General features: G+C 58.5%; 13 protein-coding genes. 5 read left to right on the top strand and 8 right to left on the bottom strand.

The genetic code is table 11. From position 1 onward, the window contains the following. Window positions 1-585: peptidase M28 family protein (locus tag IIA05_12230; protein MCH9027858.1), on the bottom strand; the 585-nt coding region annotated here is incomplete at its 3' end. A gap of 156 nt (window positions 586-741) precedes the next feature. On the opposite strand from IIA05_12230, the gene IIA05_12225 reads away from it, so the two are divergent. Then, on the top strand, window positions 742-1,578 hold the full coding sequence (locus IIA05_12225) for a class I SAM-dependent methyltransferase (GenBank protein MCH9027857.1): 837 nt from the start codon (window positions 742-744) through the stop codon (window positions 1,576-1,578). Window positions 1,579-1,761: 183 nt separating this feature from the next. Next, window positions 1,762-2,664 (top strand): adenylate/guanylate cyclase domain-containing protein, encoded by a 903-nt coding sequence (locus IIA05_12220; GenBank protein MCH9027856.1) that lies wholly within the window; start codon window positions 1,762-1,764, stop codon window positions 2,662-2,664. Between the two features lie 98 nt (window positions 2,665-2,762). Here the strand turns inward: IIA05_12220 and IIA05_12215 are convergent, their stop codons facing one another. From IIA05_12215 to IIA05_12190, 6 genes are all read right to left on the bottom strand, one after another. Further along, the gene (locus tag IIA05_12215; GenBank protein ID MCH9027855.1) at window positions 2,763-4,520 is read right to left on the bottom strand and encodes a phosphoenolpyruvate carboxykinase (GTP); all 1,758 of its coding nucleotides are present in this window, start codon (window positions 4,518-4,520) and stop codon (window positions 2,763-2,765) included. A gap of 382 nt (window positions 4,521-4,902) precedes the next feature. Continuing rightward, window positions 4,903-5,229 carry a transcriptional regulator gene (locus IIA05_12210; GenBank protein MCH9027854.1) on the bottom strand — a complete coding sequence of 109 codons (327 nt, stop codon included), beginning with the start codon at window positions 5,227-5,229 and terminating at the stop codon, window positions 4,903-4,905. Beyond that, window positions 5,226-5,783 carry a hypothetical protein gene (locus IIA05_12205; GenBank protein MCH9027853.1) on the bottom strand — a complete coding sequence of 186 codons (558 nt, stop codon included), beginning with the start codon at window positions 5,781-5,783 and terminating at the stop codon, window positions 5,226-5,228. The genes IIA05_12210 and IIA05_12205 overlap by 4 nt, the downstream gene beginning before the upstream one ends. A gap of 135 nt (window positions 5,784-5,918) precedes the next feature. Then, window positions 5,919-6,773 carry a poly(3-hydroxyalkanoate) depolymerase gene (gene phaZ / locus IIA05_12200; protein MCH9027852.1) on the bottom strand — a complete coding sequence of 285 codons (855 nt, stop codon included), beginning with the start codon at window positions 6,771-6,773 and terminating at the stop codon, window positions 5,919-5,921. Continuing rightward, window positions 6,773-8,203 carry an alpha/beta fold hydrolase gene (locus tag IIA05_12195; protein MCH9027851.1) on the bottom strand — a complete coding sequence of 477 codons (1,431 nt, stop codon included), beginning with the start codon at window positions 8,201-8,203 and terminating at the stop codon, window positions 6,773-6,775. The genes phaZ and IIA05_12195 overlap by 1 nt, the downstream gene beginning before the upstream one ends. A 337-nt stretch (window positions 8,204-8,540) precedes the next feature. After that, on the bottom strand, window positions 8,541-12,137 hold the full coding sequence (locus IIA05_12190) for a CSLREA domain-containing protein (protein ID MCH9027850.1): 3,597 nt from the start codon (window positions 12,135-12,137) through the stop codon (window positions 8,541-8,543). On the opposite strand from IIA05_12190, the gene IIA05_12185 reads away from it, so the two are divergent. Continuing rightward, entirely contained in the window at window positions 12,124-12,273 is a 150-nt protein-coding gene (locus IIA05_12185) for a hypothetical protein (protein MCH9027849.1), read from the top strand. The genes IIA05_12190 and IIA05_12185 overlap by 14 nt on opposite strands. Before the next feature lie 617 nt (window positions 12,274-12,890). Here the strand turns inward: IIA05_12185 and IIA05_12180 are convergent. Continuing rightward, window positions 12,891-13,256, bottom strand: a complete 366-nt coding sequence (locus IIA05_12180; GenBank protein ID MCH9027848.1) for a hypothetical protein — start codon at window positions 13,254-13,256, stop codon at window positions 12,891-12,893. A 346-nt stretch (window positions 13,257-13,602) separates the two neighbouring features. On the opposite strand from IIA05_12180, the gene IIA05_12175 reads away from it, so the two are divergent. Continuing rightward, on the top strand, window positions 13,603-14,574 hold the full coding sequence (locus tag IIA05_12175) for a hypothetical protein (protein ID MCH9027847.1): 972 nt from the start codon (window positions 13,603-13,605) through the stop codon (window positions 14,572-14,574). 11 nt (window positions 14,575-14,585) lie between these two features. Next, a partial coding sequence (locus IIA05_12170; GenBank protein MCH9027846.1) for a DUF11 domain-containing protein occupies window positions 14,586-14,950 on the top strand: 365 nt, incomplete at its 3' end.

Below are 14,950 nucleotides of genomic sequence, written 5' to 3'. Positions count from 1 at the left end.
GCGCGCTTTGACGGTCAGGGTATAGTCGGCGCCATCCTTGCTTGGCTGCATGCGACGATCGAAAAATACGATTTTTCCAGCCACTTCCGCATCCGGTGTCGCCGATAGCTCGTCCAGATCGGCGACCCGGATGACCGGCGCTTCGATGCCATCGGCGGGCGTGCCGATGCTTCCGCCCAGCGCAGTCGCCGCCAGCGCCTGCGGATAGGGTAATGTGATACGGACTTCAATGTCTCCGCGCTCCCAGTGCTGCACGATGACATCCTCGGCACGCACGTCCTGCAAGCCGAGTTCACGCATGGTCGCCAGCGCCCATGCGACCGCGGCCTTGTCGCCTGACGTACCCGCCAGCCGCGGGCCAACCTCCATCGTCAGCGAAGCGACATGGCGAAAAGCATCCGCTGAAGACCAGGCCAGGTCGCGGAGTTCCACGGCCTCGCTGAGTTGTTTGGCGGAAAATACGGCGGGCTGCTGCTCCTGGGATCGCGAAGCGGCGGGCAGACAAAACAGCACCGCAGCCAGGGCCAGCAGGATCAGGCTGTCCGCTTTGATTATCCGCACACAGGTATTTGCAAAAGAGCTCATATAATATTTCGTTTGAATCACAAGGCCGCACATTGTATCGAAGCCTGGCTGTTGTAGGTAAGCACAGAGACAAAAAAATTCGCTGATTGTTTGGTTGGCAAAGGGTTAGAATACGCGCTTTTGAACGAGCGCAGTCGCATACAGGCAGGGAGATAAATGGGCAAGACCAGGGGGGCGAGATACCTGAAACGCAAGCAGCAGCCGAAGCAGGCGGAGATCGCCGACCGGCACTATTTGTACGAGCAATCGGTGCAGGGGGTCGAGCATGAAGCCGAATTTCTCGCCGACACTTATCGCGAGATTCGCGGCAGCGAAGCGACGCTGTTGCGGGAGGATTTTTGTGGCACCACCAATGCATCCTGCGAATGGGTGCGGGTCGACGACCGGCATCGGGCGATCTGCGTGGATCACGACGCCGATGTGCTGGCCTATGGACGCGACAAGCATGTGGCTGCCCTGAGCCGGGAAGCGCAACAGAGAATAACGCTGATCGATGCCGATGTGCTGACCGTGGAGACCGAGCCTGCCGATATCCTGGCCGCATTCAACTTCAGCTATTTCACTTTTAAGACTCGCGAGCAGCTCAGAGAGTATTTCACTGCGGCGCGCCGGGCGATCAAGGATGACGGGCTATTTTTCCTCGATATTTATGGTGGCTCGGAGGCCTACCAGGAGATGGAGGAAGAGACCGAGTACGATGATTTCACCTATGTCTGGGACCAGGCCAGTTACGACCCGGTGACCGGCGACTATCATTGCTATATCCACTTTCGCTTTGCCGATGGTTCGGAAATGACCCGGGCATTTTCCTACGACTGGCGGTTATGGAGCGTGCCCGAGGTGCGTGAGCTGCTGGCGGAAGCGGGTTTCAGCTCATCCACGGTCTATTGGGAAGGGACCGATGAAGACGGTGAAGGCGATGGCGTATTCACGCCCGTGGAAAAAGGGGAGGCGGACGAGGCCTTTGTGTCCTATATCGTTGCCCGGCCCTAGACCGCGCAAGACCGCCATTTGGCCCGCTTTGCTGAAATATGCGGGCCAGCTCAATCACTTGGCGCGATAACCTCTGGCATGACTTGACGTAATCCCGCAAAGACCGCACCATGCCAAGCGCAGTGATTTCAACCAATACCCGGTTGTTCCATGGTACCGGGTGAACCGATACGGGCACCAAGCGTGGGTAAAGAAATTGAGCTAGCCATACTTTTCGCCGATGTCGTCGGCAGCACCAGGCTATACGAAGTGCTAGGGGATGTTCGCGCCAGGGATACCGTAGGCCATTGCATCGATGTCATGGGCCAGGCCACGGAAAACAATAGTGGTACCGTCATCAAGACCATGGGTGACGAAGTGATGTCGAGTTTTCCGACTGCCGATGACGCGTTGAACGCCGGCAGCCAGATGCAACAGGCCATATCGGAAAATCCTGATTTTGGCGGTGACAAAATCGAGGTCACGATCCGGGTTGGTTGCCATTACGGGCCGGTGGTGCTGGAAAACAGGGATATCTTTGGCGCGGCCGTGCACACGGCGAACCGGATGACCAGCCAGGCCAAGCCTGCCCAGATTATTACGACACAAGTCCTGGTAGAAAAGCTGGGCAAGGAATGGAAGGAAAATGTCCGCCAGATCGACATTGCCTCGATCCGCGGCCAGAGCGAGGAAATCGTGCTCTTCGAGGTGCTGTGGCAGACCGAGGATGTGACCAGCATGCTTCCCATTATCGATCTGGATCGCTATGCAAATCAAAAGCTTGGGCGATTATCGCTGCGTTTCCAGGACTGCGAGGCCGCGGTGGATGCCGAGCAGAAATCGGTCACGCTGGGACGGGGCAAAAACAACGACCTGGTCGTCCAGGGCACCCTGATTTCCCGCCTGCATGCGCGAATTGAACTGGAAAGAAACAAGTTCCTGCTATACGATCAGAGCACCAACGGTACTTTCGTCTATAATGACGGCAAGGAATTGTTTTTGCGGCGCGATGATGTGCAGTTGACCGGAAAGGGATACATAGGCCTGGGCAAAGCGGTTACGGAAGACTCGCCACAGGCCATACATTTTACGATTAAAGAAAAATAACAACAAAGAACAAGAAGAACCGCGAAAAACTAAAACTTAAGGGGGCCCCGCCGGGAAATTTGGCGGGGCTTTATTTTGATCGTATCGGCGGGCTAAGGTCAGGCGGCGTCTTTTTCGCCCAGGTCATCGATAACCATCTGCAATTGCCGGCTGAGTTCCGCGGGCAGGCGATCGCCGTAGCGGGCCAGATCCTCGGACAATGCCTCCATTTCGATTGACCATTGCGCGTGGTCAACGCGCAACAGCTCTTCCAAAACGGCGGGCTCGATATCCAGGCCCTCGATGTCGATATCGGCGGCGACCGGCAACAAACCGATCGGCGTCGTTACCGCGTCCACGCGTTTTTCGCAGCGGTCGATGATCCAGCACAGGACGCGCAGGTTTTCGCCAAAACCAGGCCACAGAAAATCGCCGTCTTTGTTCCGGCGAAACCAGTTCACCTGGAAAATCTCGGGCAGGCGGTCGCTGCGCTGTGCGAAGCTCAGCCAGTGCGCCCAGTAATCGGCAAAGTTGTAGCCGCAAAACGGCTTCATTGCCATCGGGTCGCGGCGGACCACCCCGACTTCGCCGCTCGCGGCCGCCGTGGTTTCCGAGGCGACACCGGCGCCGACCAGCACGCCATGCGCCCAATCCTTGGCCTGGTAAACCAGCGGCGCCACTTCACGCCGCCGCCCGCCGAAGACCAGGGCCGAGATCGGCACACCTTCGGGGGCATCGGCCAATGAGGAATAGCTGGCGTTTTGCCTGGCCGCTACGGTGAAGCGCGAATTGGGGTGGGCAGCGGGACCCGCCTTGACATCGTATGGCTTGCCCCGCCAGTCGAGGACCGGCGTGCCTTCGTCGAGCCCTTCCCACCATGGCTGGTTATCGGCCGTCACACCGACATTGGTGTAGATCGTGTCGTGACTGATCATCTCGAAGGCGTTGCGGTTGGTTTTTGCGTTGGTGCCGGGGACCACGCCGAAGTAGCCGGCTTCCGGGTTGATCGCCCGCATGCGCCCGTCTTCGCCGAGCTGCAGCCAGGCGATATCGTCCCCCAAGGTCCAGATTTTCCAGTCCTTGTGCGATTCTGGCGGGATCAGCATGGCCAGGTTGGTCTTGCCGCACGCCGATGGGAACGCGCAGGCCAGGTAATGGGTTTCACCTGCGGGGTTTTCTACGCCGACGATCAACATGTGTTCGGCCAACCAGCCTTCGCTGCGCGCCTGGCAACTGGCGATTCGCAACGCGTGGCATTTCTTGCCCAGCAACGCGTTGCCGCCATAACCCGAGCCATAACTCTTGATCGTCAGCTCCGCGGGGAAATGCATGATAAAGCGGCGCTCGGGATCCAGTTCGCCGATCGAGTGCAGGCCGCGGACAAAGCCGCCGTCTTTCTCGATGCGGCTGAGTGCTGCGTCGCCCATGCGGGTCATGATTTTCATGTTGGCAACGACGTACGGGCTGTCGGTAATTTCGACGCCGCAACGGGAGTAGGGCGACTCGAGCGGACCCATGCAATAGGGGATGACATACATCGTCCGGCCCTGCATGCAACCGGCAAACAACCGATCGATTTTTTGGTGCGCCGCCGCCGGATCCATCCAGTTGTTGTTGGGTCCTGCGTCCGCTTCTTTTTCCGTACATATAAAAGTCAGGTGCTCGACCCGCGCGACATCGGTCGGCGCGGAACGATGCAAATAGCAATTCGGGTGCGTTTCCGGGTTCAGTTCGCTCAAGGTACCGTCGGCGAGCATCTGCTGTACGAGTTGCCGGTATTCCTCTTCGCTGCCGTTGCACCAGAAAACCTTGTCGGCCCGGGTTAGCTGCGCGACTTCGTTGACCCAGGATTCAAGTTCACGATTGCTTGTACTCATGCGCTGGCGTCTCTTTGGCTTGCCGGATTCGGCTGGCGGGTCGTTAAAAGGTCGCTATTATACCGGCCTGAGCGCTTTCCGAAAGGGCCGGGCATCATCAGGCGGATAAAAAAAGGCCTCTCGAAGAGAGGCCCAATGGGGTGTTGATCCTGGTCGTCAGACGACGCGATCAAGCCGCTTTTTCGGGGGCAGCCGCCGGCATCGGCTTGTTGCTTGCTGTCTTTTTCCTGGCGCCTCAAGCAGGCGTCCAAAATAGTCGTGCGACCGGTCATTCAGTTTGCTGCTGGCGATGGTTCCTCCGGATGCTGCGCTGCAGCATTGATGCAACGCAACAATAGCGCTGAAAAGGGGTCCTGTCAAGAATTTATGGGGCTATAGCCAACTAGTCGCCAACAATACCGATCACCTCTGCCAGCGCGTCAAGGTGACGCCTTAGCGCCTTGCGTCCCCGGGCGGTGAGGGTATACCAGCTAACCGGTTTGCGATCGACATGGGTCTTTTTTACGCGCAGATAAAGCACATCCTCGAGTTTGCGGAGGTTGGCGCCAAGATTTCCGTCGGTCTCGCCGGTCAATTTCTTTAGTCGTGAAAACGACATCGATTCGAAACGCGCCAGCAGCACGCACAAAGCCAGACGCAAGCGGTGCGCCAGCAGCTTGTCCAGCCCGTCCAGGCTCGAGACGATGTCATCCCCCGCTTCAGCCGTCATGGCTGGTCTGACGATCGCTCACCCAGGAATGCAGCGAGCAGCATGGTGCCGCCGGAGAGCGCGCCGACCACCATCCACGGCAACGCCGAGAGGGTCATCACGGCCAGGTAACAGGCGGCCAACGCGAGCCCGACCCACAGGTAAGGTCTGACCAGGTAAATGCCGGCGGTGAACATGCCAAGGGCCATGATCAGCAGGATTACCTTGATCAGTGCAGTTGAGCTTAAAACGCCAAGCCACAACAACGGAAGAGCCATGAAAATGGCGGCGCCCGTGCCGATCCAGTGCAACATATGGCGCTTTGCCATGCGGCGTGACGCCACACCGGCACGAAGTGCCGAGCGACTTCCCAGCCAGAAGCTGACAACACCGCCGATCGGGCCTGCAATCAGCCAGAATATGCCGGCGTATCGATGGTTCCAGTCGAAAAGGGAAAAGCCGGTGAAGTAGATAACCGCCCAGAGTATATAAATTGCGCGTGGTCCCGATGGCGCCGATTCCGCGCCCTTGACCACGTCCTTTACGTATGCGAGATACCGTTCAGCATTTGACATGGTACGGCTCCTTGTTGAGATTTGAAAATAGAGTACTCTAAAAAATAGAGTAAATCAATGCTGCAGAACAAAAAGCGATCATTTTCGGGTTGTTTGGCGGCTTGATATGCTGGCCTCGAACCCAGCCTGAAGGCCTCAGAGCTCGTCGTCGGGCGCGTCGAGGAATTTGCGGATGATGGGTACGACCTTGCGGGTGCTGTGCACCAGGAACAGGTGGCCGCCGCCACGCACGATATGCAGGCGATTGTTGGGAATCAGCAGAGACATCAGGCGGGAGTTGACCGGCGGCACGATCGGATCGTCATCGCCGGCCAGGATCAGGGTCGGTTGCAGCAGCTTGTGCAGCCAGTGGACGCTGGTCCAGCCCATGCCGGCGATCAGTTGGTAAAAGTAACCGACGATACTCGGCGGAATGAGGCGTGCGTTGTGCTCGGTCACCAGGTGGGGCTTTTTCCGCACCTCACCGCCATAAATATGCGGTGCGGCTTTTTGCATGTACTGCGCGGAAATATAGCGCATCGGCGTCACCATCTTGATCAGCGCCTTCGGCTTGCCGGGGACGCTGATGGCGCCCGGCGAGGTCGCGGCGAGGATCAGACGCCGGCAACGGTCCGGGTATTGCCTGGCGAACTGCTGCGCCAGCGCACCGCCCCAGGAAACGCCGAGGACATCGATTTCTTGGTATCCCATGCGATCCAGCAGCTTGTTGGCCAGCGAGGCGAGCCCGGAAAAGCGGCGAGGGCGCAGCCACATCGAAGATCGACCGGTGCCGGGGATGTCGAAAATGACGATTTCCTTTTCGGGCAGGGCGTTCATGAACGGAAAAACCAGCTCGAAATTGGCGCCGATGCCATTAAACAACAGCAATGGCACCCCTGCGCCGGGACGGGTCGCGACCCGCAACATCACCCCATCGACATCGACATATTCGATCAGCGGATCGGGCGCGGCGTGGCTGCCGCTGGTTTGCGAGTCGATGACGGCCGCCATTATTTTTGGTGCACGTAACGGCCGGGGGCCTCATCCATCGGCGGGTAGGCTGCGCTGCCCAGGGTCTTTGGCGCGTTGCATTTGCCACCGCCGCGCCTGGCATACCACTGCCGCCAGTGGTCCCACCACGTGCCCTGGACGACCTGCGCGCCGGCAAGCCATTCATCGGCCTCCAGGCTGAGATCGTCGTTGGTGTAGAACTTGGCGCGCGGGTTGCCGGGCGGATTGACGATCGCCTGGATATGGCCGCTGGAACTGAGCACGAACTCGGTCTTGCCGGCGAGGATTTTCCGGCTTTCGTAACAGGCTTGCCACGGCGTGATGTGATCGGTGATGCCGGCGACGATGTAGTTGTCCTGCTTGGCCTTGCCCATATCGATCGGCGTACCCAGCACTTTGAGCTTGTTTTTGCGGACCAGCGGGTTGAGCAGCGATAGGGACAGGAGATCGGCGTGGAACTCGGCCGGTAGCCGCGTCGAATCCGCATTCCACGCCAGCACGTCGAAAGCCGGCGGTTTGTTGCCCATCAGCCAGTTGTTGGCAACATAACCCCAAATCAGGTCGTTCGGGCGCAGCCACGCAAAGGCTCTCGCCATGTCCCGTCCCTCCAGCACGCCTTTGGAGCGGGAGCGCTGGATTGCCACGGCAATCCCGGTCTTGGACGAAAACAGCGTCATCAAGGTGGGGCTGTCGGTGTCCAGCACGGTTACCAGCAAGGTGATGTTGTGCACCCGCCGATCGCCGATGGCGGCCAGATGGCCCAGCAAGGTGGCCGCGGTAAAACCGCCCGCACAGGCCGCGATCAGGCTGAAGTCTTTCCGGCCAGTGATATCGCTGACCGCAGCCATCGCTTCCTTGCAGGCGGCCAGGTAAGTTTCGAGGTTCCAGTCCCTTTGCGCCGCTGTCGGGTTGCGCCAGCTGATCGCAAACAACTGGATGCCGTGGCGTACCGCGTATTCGGCAAAACTCCGGCCAGGCGACAGATCGACGATATAGAACTTGTTGATCTGCGGCGGGATCAGCAGCAACGGCCGTTTGTAGACCTGCTTGCTGGCCGGCTGGTACTGGATCAGCTCCAGCACTTCATTGCGGAAAACAACGGCGCCAGGCGTGGCAGCCAGGTTGCGGCCGACCCGGAACTGGCTGTCGTCGACCTGCTTCGGCATGCCGCCGTTGTTGAGCAGGTCGTCGATCATGTTGCGCGCGCCATACCAGAGGCTTTTGCCCCGCGTCTGCACGATGCGCATCAGCGCGCCGGGGTTGCCCAGCAACGTGTTGGTCGGGGCGACCGCCTCGGTAAACAAGCCGAGAGCAAACCGTGCGCGCTCCTTTTCCCGTCGCTGGCATGGGTTGATTCCAGGATATTGAACAAGCTGGCGCGCCAGGCGAGGTAGCCTTGCATCAGGCGTTTGTAAAAGGGGTTTTTTCACTATTGTGGCGGCCGGCTTCATGGCCGCCTCAGGTTTTTTCTTGTTGGCACCGGCTTTCTTCCTGGCTCTGGCGTGGGGCGGTTTCGTTTGTGGTTCTGTTTTTCCGGGTTGCCAGCGCTTGGCATGACGGGATTCCTTGCAAGCCGATTATCGGGTAATCACTTTATATTGCACTGCAGTATCGGCTTGATTTGCCAAAATCGCAAGTTGGCCCGGCGAATCAAATGTTGAATTTTCCATCCTTAATACCACCGCAGACAATACTGGCGTGCTGAATTACTGTCACAGATGAACTGAGCGGAGCCGGGGGCCTGCGCTGTGGCCACAGACGGCCGCGTTATTGAATGACGGCCTTGAACAGCAGCTGGAAACTCGGATCGCCGCCCCCGGTGTTGTTCGCGAAAATCCCCTTGGGGTTGATGCGGGTGTCGGTTACCGCCGGGTCGGTGCCATCGCCGGAGTCCACCGGCGTATAAGTCCAGGTAGTGCCGCCGTCGTTGGAGAACTCGATGTCGTCCGTGCCGCTTCCCAGGCTGGTAAAAGTGTAGCTGAGGCCGCTCGCCGGCGAGCCGTCCACGAACGCGACTGGCCCCGGGTTGGTCCCGTCGTAGTCGATAATCCGCAGTGCCATAAAGGCAGGGAGCGAATCAGTGATAAACACGGTGTCTGCGTCGGCGGGACCCGAACCGGTATTGGTGACCTCGATCAGATAGCGCTCGATCGCGCCCGGTATCGCCTTCGGGTCAGTCGTGGCGTTAACCGGGTCCTCCAGCGTCATGACAGACTTCGTTACCACCAGATCGACGAAAAGGCATGCCGTCGGATCGAGTGTTGGCACACCCGGTGGAATTCCACCGGTCGGAGTCTCAGCGCCCTGCGTGAGGTAGAAGCCATCGACCAGATGGTTGTTCTCGCGGATCCAGGCGTTGAAATCGTGGAAGCCGGCTGCAGGCACCGTGATCTGGTTGCCGCCGACCTGGATGCTGTTAGTCCAGACCCAGACGTCATAGGTACCGCCCTCGTTGAGCGCACCCACCGAAGTCCCGTTCAGGCCGACGAAGAGGGAGTCCGTACTGCCACTGGTCGCGTAACCGCGCATCCAGACGTTATAGACTCCGGACGTAGTGAACTCGATGGCGTAGATTTTCCCTTCGTGGACCGGTGCACCGCCTGTGCCTCCGCCGTTGCTGCGCAGATAACCGCTGCCGTTAAAGCCAGCCTGGGTTGATTCCACCGTGAAAAAGGCTGTGCCCTGAACAATCGTGCCGGTGAAGTTCTCCGCTTCGATATACGTACCCGTTGGATCGACCTGACAGACTGGCGGGCCCGCATCCGTCGTCGTCACGGTCCAAATGTTGAGATCTCCCGCATTCCCATCGCCATTACCCTCGGTCGTGGCCTGGGCGGCAATGGCCGTCCCGGAGTCATCCACGGTGGAGAGGAAATTCACACCGGTGAGATCCTGGATGGTCGGAGCATCGGCGGTGAACAGCACCGTGATGCGATCACTGGTGGTTACCTTAACGGTTAAATCCACACTGATGGCTCTGATGACGGTGTTATCGGTAAAAGCGACCGAGACCCCACCGACTTGCACATCGATGACGGTTGGCACCCCGAAGCTTCCCGGTACCGTGATCGCCACCCGATCCACTCCAGTATCCAACGCGCCAATGGTGGCGGCGATGTCGTAGCTGAAGGCATTAGCTGTGGAGCTGGTGGTGACGTCGTTCGGCGAGATCTCGGCCACGGCGGAGGTGACGGCGGGACCAGCAGGCGTGCATCCGGCCAGCGTCTGAATCTCTGCCAATGTCAGCGCCGGGTTGTTGATGCGCACATCGTCCATGTAGCCCGCGAAATGATCGCTTGTTGGCGTCACCAGCAAATCGCCGGAGGCCCAGGAATTGGCACCGAACGAGATAGGCTCGAAATTGCCGGGGCCGCCCGAGGTTACGCCAAGTCCGCCTGTATACGCGTTTGTTACCGGCGCTGCGCCATCGATATAAAGTGCCATGCCTGCCGGGCCCCAGCTGAACGCCACATGGACCCAGGTACCGGCAGCGATCGGCGCGCTGTTGACGAAATTGTCGCCCGTCGTGGATTGCAGTCGGACTTGTACGACGCCGGTGGGCAGAATCAAGACTGTCAGGTGCCCACCGGTATCGAAGCCGCTCGAGTCCTTGGAAAACAGACCTTGCTGTGTGCCGATAGCATCGGCGTTCGCCCAGAACGCCACTGTACCTTCGTCCATCAGGTAGTCCGGTGAGTGAGGTACCTCGACGAAGTCGTCCACGCCATCGAAATACACCGCGTTGCCCGTGTCCGTACAAGCTGCTGTCTGATTCAACAGAACCCCGTTCCGATAGGTTCCGTCATTGCCGGCGTCCACATCAGCGGCAATGACGCCGGAGATTTCATCCAACGGCCATCGAGCGGAAAACGTTACAGGGGGGGTTACCGTAAAGGCCGTCGAAAACTCCGAGGTAGACAGAAAGCCCGAGCAGGCGCCACTTGTACACTGCGTAGTGGTTGCAGTCAGAATATCCCCCGCGGAACCCGCAAAGCTGTGGCTGAAACTCTCCACACCAGAGCCGGTGTGCGTGATGTTCACTGAGGATGCAAATGCTTCCCCCTCGCCATTGCCAGACGGATCAGCACCCGACGGGTTGGTGAAAAACTCGATGCGGTAATCGCCAGTGGGCACATCCAGGTCGAAGTCAACCGAGACCGTGCCCGCACTCGCCGTCGCCGAGGTGATCACCGGGAAATTCAATAAATCGTTGGGGCCGCTATCAGCATCAAACGCATCGTTTACCGTGATGCCGTCATCATTGAGATCGATGCCCAGCTGGACATTTCCGTAAATTTGATTGCCGAGTATCGAGTTGTTGATAACCGGCGCACCGCGGACCTGGATACCGTAGATGCCATTTCCGCGTATGAGGTTACCTTCGTTGGCGCCGGTACCACCGATCAAGTTGCCCGTCGCGCCGTCGACCCCGTTGACGTTGATGTCAACGCCGTCACGGCCATTGCCGATCGTGAGGGTGCCGGTGAAGTCGGTGCCAATGTAATTGCCCTGAACGACGTTAAAGTCGCCGCCATCAATCTCTATTCCGTCGCTGTCGTTGCCGGAAATGATATTTCGTTGACCTGCCCCGGAACCGCCGATGATATTGCTGGCACCGAGTTCAAGATCGATACCCTCCTGGGTGTTGCCGCGGTCGAGCGTGCCGCTGGCGTCGACTCCGATATAATTTCCATAGACCTCGTTACCACTGGCGCCGGCGCCAAAGAGTTCAATTCCCGCATAACCATTGCCGGAGATGACGTTCCGGTCAGCCGCCGTAGTACCGCCGATTGTGTTTGTGGCCGACTCGACGCGGATCCCACCCTGATAGGTAACGGCGGCCGGGTTATTGGCATGGACAGTCGTACCGTCTGCGCCTATTCCCAGATAGTTTCCGGCGATGAGATTGTTGCCACCCAAGAGCAGGATGCCGTTATTGACGAAGTGCTGAACAACGAGGCCACGAATCGTTGAACCGCCCCCCGTGGCGCCGATGACAAGGCCGTGCGCGGTGGCGCCCGCCAATAAGCCGTCCAACACTATGATCGGGGTGCCGGTAAAATCCGGCTCGGTCGTGCCATCGATGATCACGGATTCGGAAATCGATGGCAGCGCCGAGGTGGGCTGGATCGTATGAGGGCCTGCGCCGGCAATATTGAAGGCGACGGTATCTGTACCAGCGAAAGCGTTGCTTTCCTGGATAGCCGCACGCAGCGTACAGACGGCGCCCGCCGTCGCGCAGACGCCGTCGCCTGGAGCGGCATCTACGGCATCGGCAGTGCTGTTGACCGTAAAGGTAGCGGCTTCGGCGCCGATACCGAGGAGCAAGCCGGCGGTCAAGGTGATCCCAATGAGAATCCTCATTGCAGGCGATTTATATGTTGTGCACGATTCAGTCATTGTCCCGATTTCCGCGATTTGCAAGATCCTGGATTGTGTCCTGGTCGACTCTCATACGCATGGTGCTGAACGAACCCTGGGCCGTGTAGTTGCCGGCTGAAAAACTCCCGCTCTCTAAGCCAGCGACATTGCAGCCGGTACACAAACACACCTTTTTGGCGAAGGGCATAGGAAAATCAGCCATTCTCAAGGCCACGGGGAACCCTGCTCGTACTCGGGTCCTTGCCGATACCGACACGCCAAAAAACGTTGCGAATGTCGGTGCGCTACTTAGGGAGTCGCGGATAACCATGCTTGAGCAGGTACCCTACACGGTGGCGCAAATTTTTCAAGGAACTACATCGAGTTATACGGGCCACCCAAGTGACCCCTGGGCTTAATGAGGCCTCAAGGCGTATGGGCACATCCGATACTGACAAGTTTGCTATCAAAACCTATGTGCACTCTACGAAAGATGCTGTTTAAAGTGCTGTAGCATATTCCCAGGATGCAAAAGTGCTCTGTGTAAGCAATCGATAGTGTTTGGCTAAAATCAGGTTCCGCCCAAGGCTAAATTGATTGTGCACCGCCGCATGGGCGCTCAAGAAGCGTTGCGCTTGCAGCAGCGATTTAAAGCGGCGTCTGCTCGGCTCTTTCTTTTTACAAGCAAGCTGTTGATGACACACATGGTACGACTGCATTCGTATACCGCATCAGGCGTTTGTAAGACGGGTTTTTCTACCAGACTTCGTGTCTGAAGCGCCGGTCCGCCGGGTCTGGTGCGACCTGCGAATCGCCCATCGCCACCTGCATCAGTTCAAGCAGCAGGCCCATTTGTTCCCGGATGATAAGGTCGGGTCTGATCGTGAGAATCCTGAACAGGCCGCTGATGGCGCGGCCGGGCACCGGGTTCACAGTTTGCTTCGTAGCAGGCGCCGTCTGGCCGTTGGTCTTCGGTCTGGTTCGGGCTTTTTTTACTTTAGTGGCGGCCGGTCTCCTCGCCTTACCGGCTTTTTTCTTGTTGGCCCCGGCTTTCTTCCTGGCTTTGGCGCGGGGCGGTTTTTTCTCCGAATCTGGTTTTTCCGCTTTGCCGGTGCCTGGCATGGGGTGAATCCTTGTCAGCCGATTATCGGGCAATCACTATATATTGCAGTGCAGTATCAGTCTGATTTGCCGAAATCGCAAGTGGGCCAGCCGAGCCGAATGTTCAACCGGATCCGTCGCGCTGTGACGTTCTTCACGGCCTTATTTGGCAGGACATGTGACCCTATTCACAGATTGGAACATTGGTCTGGCCGGATTATGGAAAATCTGTGCCAGTTCATTATAGTTTCGCGAGAGCGGGCTTAAGGTAGTTGCGCCAAAGTACTAATTTTTACGGGAATTTTTTGGGTTTTGCCGGCAACCGGAGCGTGGCAGGATCGACTGGAAGGCTCCGGGGAGCAAGAACATGAGAAAACTGACTTTGATTCTGTCCACGCTGGGGCTGTCGTTCGCATCGCCCACGGTTTTCGCAGTCGGCACGACTGCGGGTACCGATATCGCGAATTCCGCCCAGGTCGATTACCTGGTCGCCGGCACGCCGGTGTCGCAGAGCTCGAACGTCCTGGTGGTCACCGTGGCCGAGATCCTCGATGTCAACGTCCTGCTGCAGAGCCCGATCGTTCCGGTGACGCCGGGTGACGCCAATCGTTCGTTGCTGTTTACCGTGACCAACACCGGTAACGGCACCGAGGATTTTGCCCTGGCGATTAACAGCGCCTTGCCGGGTGATGATTTCGATCCGGTCCCGTCGACGACATCGATTTTTTTTGACACCGATGGCAGCGGCGACCTGTCCGCCGGCGACACCCCATACAACGCCGGTGTCAATGACCCGCAACTGGCTCCCGATGCCTCGGTCACTATTCTGCTGGTCAACGATATCCCGCTCGGGCTGGTCGACGGCAACCAGGGTTTTAGCGAGCTGACAGCGACTTCCCTGACCGGAACCGGCGCCCCGGGCGATGTTTTTGGTGGCCAGGGCGATCTGGGCACCGACGCAGTGGTCGGTGCCAATGGCGGCGATGATGCCGATACCGGCACTTATATCGTCAGCAACGTGTCGCTGTCGATCGTCAAGTCGGCATCGGTCGTGGATCCGTTTGCCGGGACCGAGCCGGTACCAGGCGCGCTGATCACCTACCAGATCGTGGTGATCGCGAGTGGTTCGGGCACGGCAATCAACGCGAACTTCTCCGATCCGATTCCGCCTTTTACCACCTACGTAGCAGGCTCTTTGACCTTGAACGGCGGTCCATTGACCGATGCGCCGGATGCCGATGCCGGAGCGTTTGTCGGCGGTGCGGTAACCGTGTCGCTGGGCGATCTGGATCAGGCGGACGGACCGCAAACCATCGCATTTACCGTGGTCATCAACTAAGGGGATAAACCATGAATACTTCTAACCATAAATTTATTGCTGGCTCGTTCGTCTTGCTGGCGCTGTTACTGGCCTCTTTTTCCGCCAGCGCACAGGAAGCCGGAGGCATCCAGATCCAGACCTCGGCCGATGTGGAAATCATCGAGATCGACGCCAGCGGCGAAACGGTTACCCGTCTCGAGCCGGCCAGCAAAGTCGTGCCCGGCGATATTGTCATCTACACCGTCAGTTTTTCCAATACCGGCAGCGAGCCGGCGGAAAACGTCGTGATTACCAACCCGGTGCCACGGCACATGGAATACGTGGAAGGGACCGCCTTCGGACCTGGCGCCGACATCAGTTTTTCGATCGATGGCGGGCAGAGCTGGGGTACGCC

Source organism: Pseudomonadota bacterium, from assembly GCA_022572885.1.
GTDB lineage: Bacteria > Pseudomonadota > Gammaproteobacteria > Steroidobacterales > MnTg04 > MnTg04.
This window is presented reverse-complemented; position numbering and strand designations above follow the sequence as displayed.

Coding starts and splice junctions, on each gene's coding strand:
- IIA05_12180 (MCH9027848.1), bottom strand. CDS start 13,256: ATGCCAGGCACCGGCAAAGCGGAAAAACCAGATTCGGAGAAAAAACCG.
- IIA05_12190 (MCH9027850.1), bottom strand. CDS start 12,137: ATGAGGATTCTCATTGGGATCACCTTGACCGCCGGCTTGCTCCTCGGT.
- IIA05_12185 (MCH9027849.1), top strand. CDS start 12,124: ATGAGAATCCTCATTGCAGGCGATTTATATGTTGTGCACGATTCAGTC.
- IIA05_12205 (MCH9027853.1), bottom strand. CDS start 5,783: ATGTCAAATGCTGAACGGTATCTCGCATACGTAAAGGACGTGGTCAAG.
- IIA05_12175 (MCH9027847.1), top strand. CDS start 13,603: ATGAGAAAACTGACTTTGATTCTGTCCACGCTGGGGCTGTCGTTCGCA.
- IIA05_12225 (MCH9027857.1), top strand. CDS start 742: ATGGGCAAGACCAGGGGGGCGAGATACCTGAAACGCAAGCAGCAGCCG.
- phaZ (MCH9027852.1), bottom strand. CDS start 6,773: ATGGCGGCCGTCATCGACTCGCAAACCAGCGGCAGCCACGCCGCGCCC.
- IIA05_12210 (MCH9027854.1), bottom strand. CDS start 5,229: ATGACGGCTGAAGCGGGGGATGACATCGTCTCGAGCCTGGACGGGCTG.
- IIA05_12215 (MCH9027855.1), bottom strand. CDS start 4,520: ATGAGTACAAGCAATCGTGAACTTGAATCCTGGGTCAACGAAGTCGCG.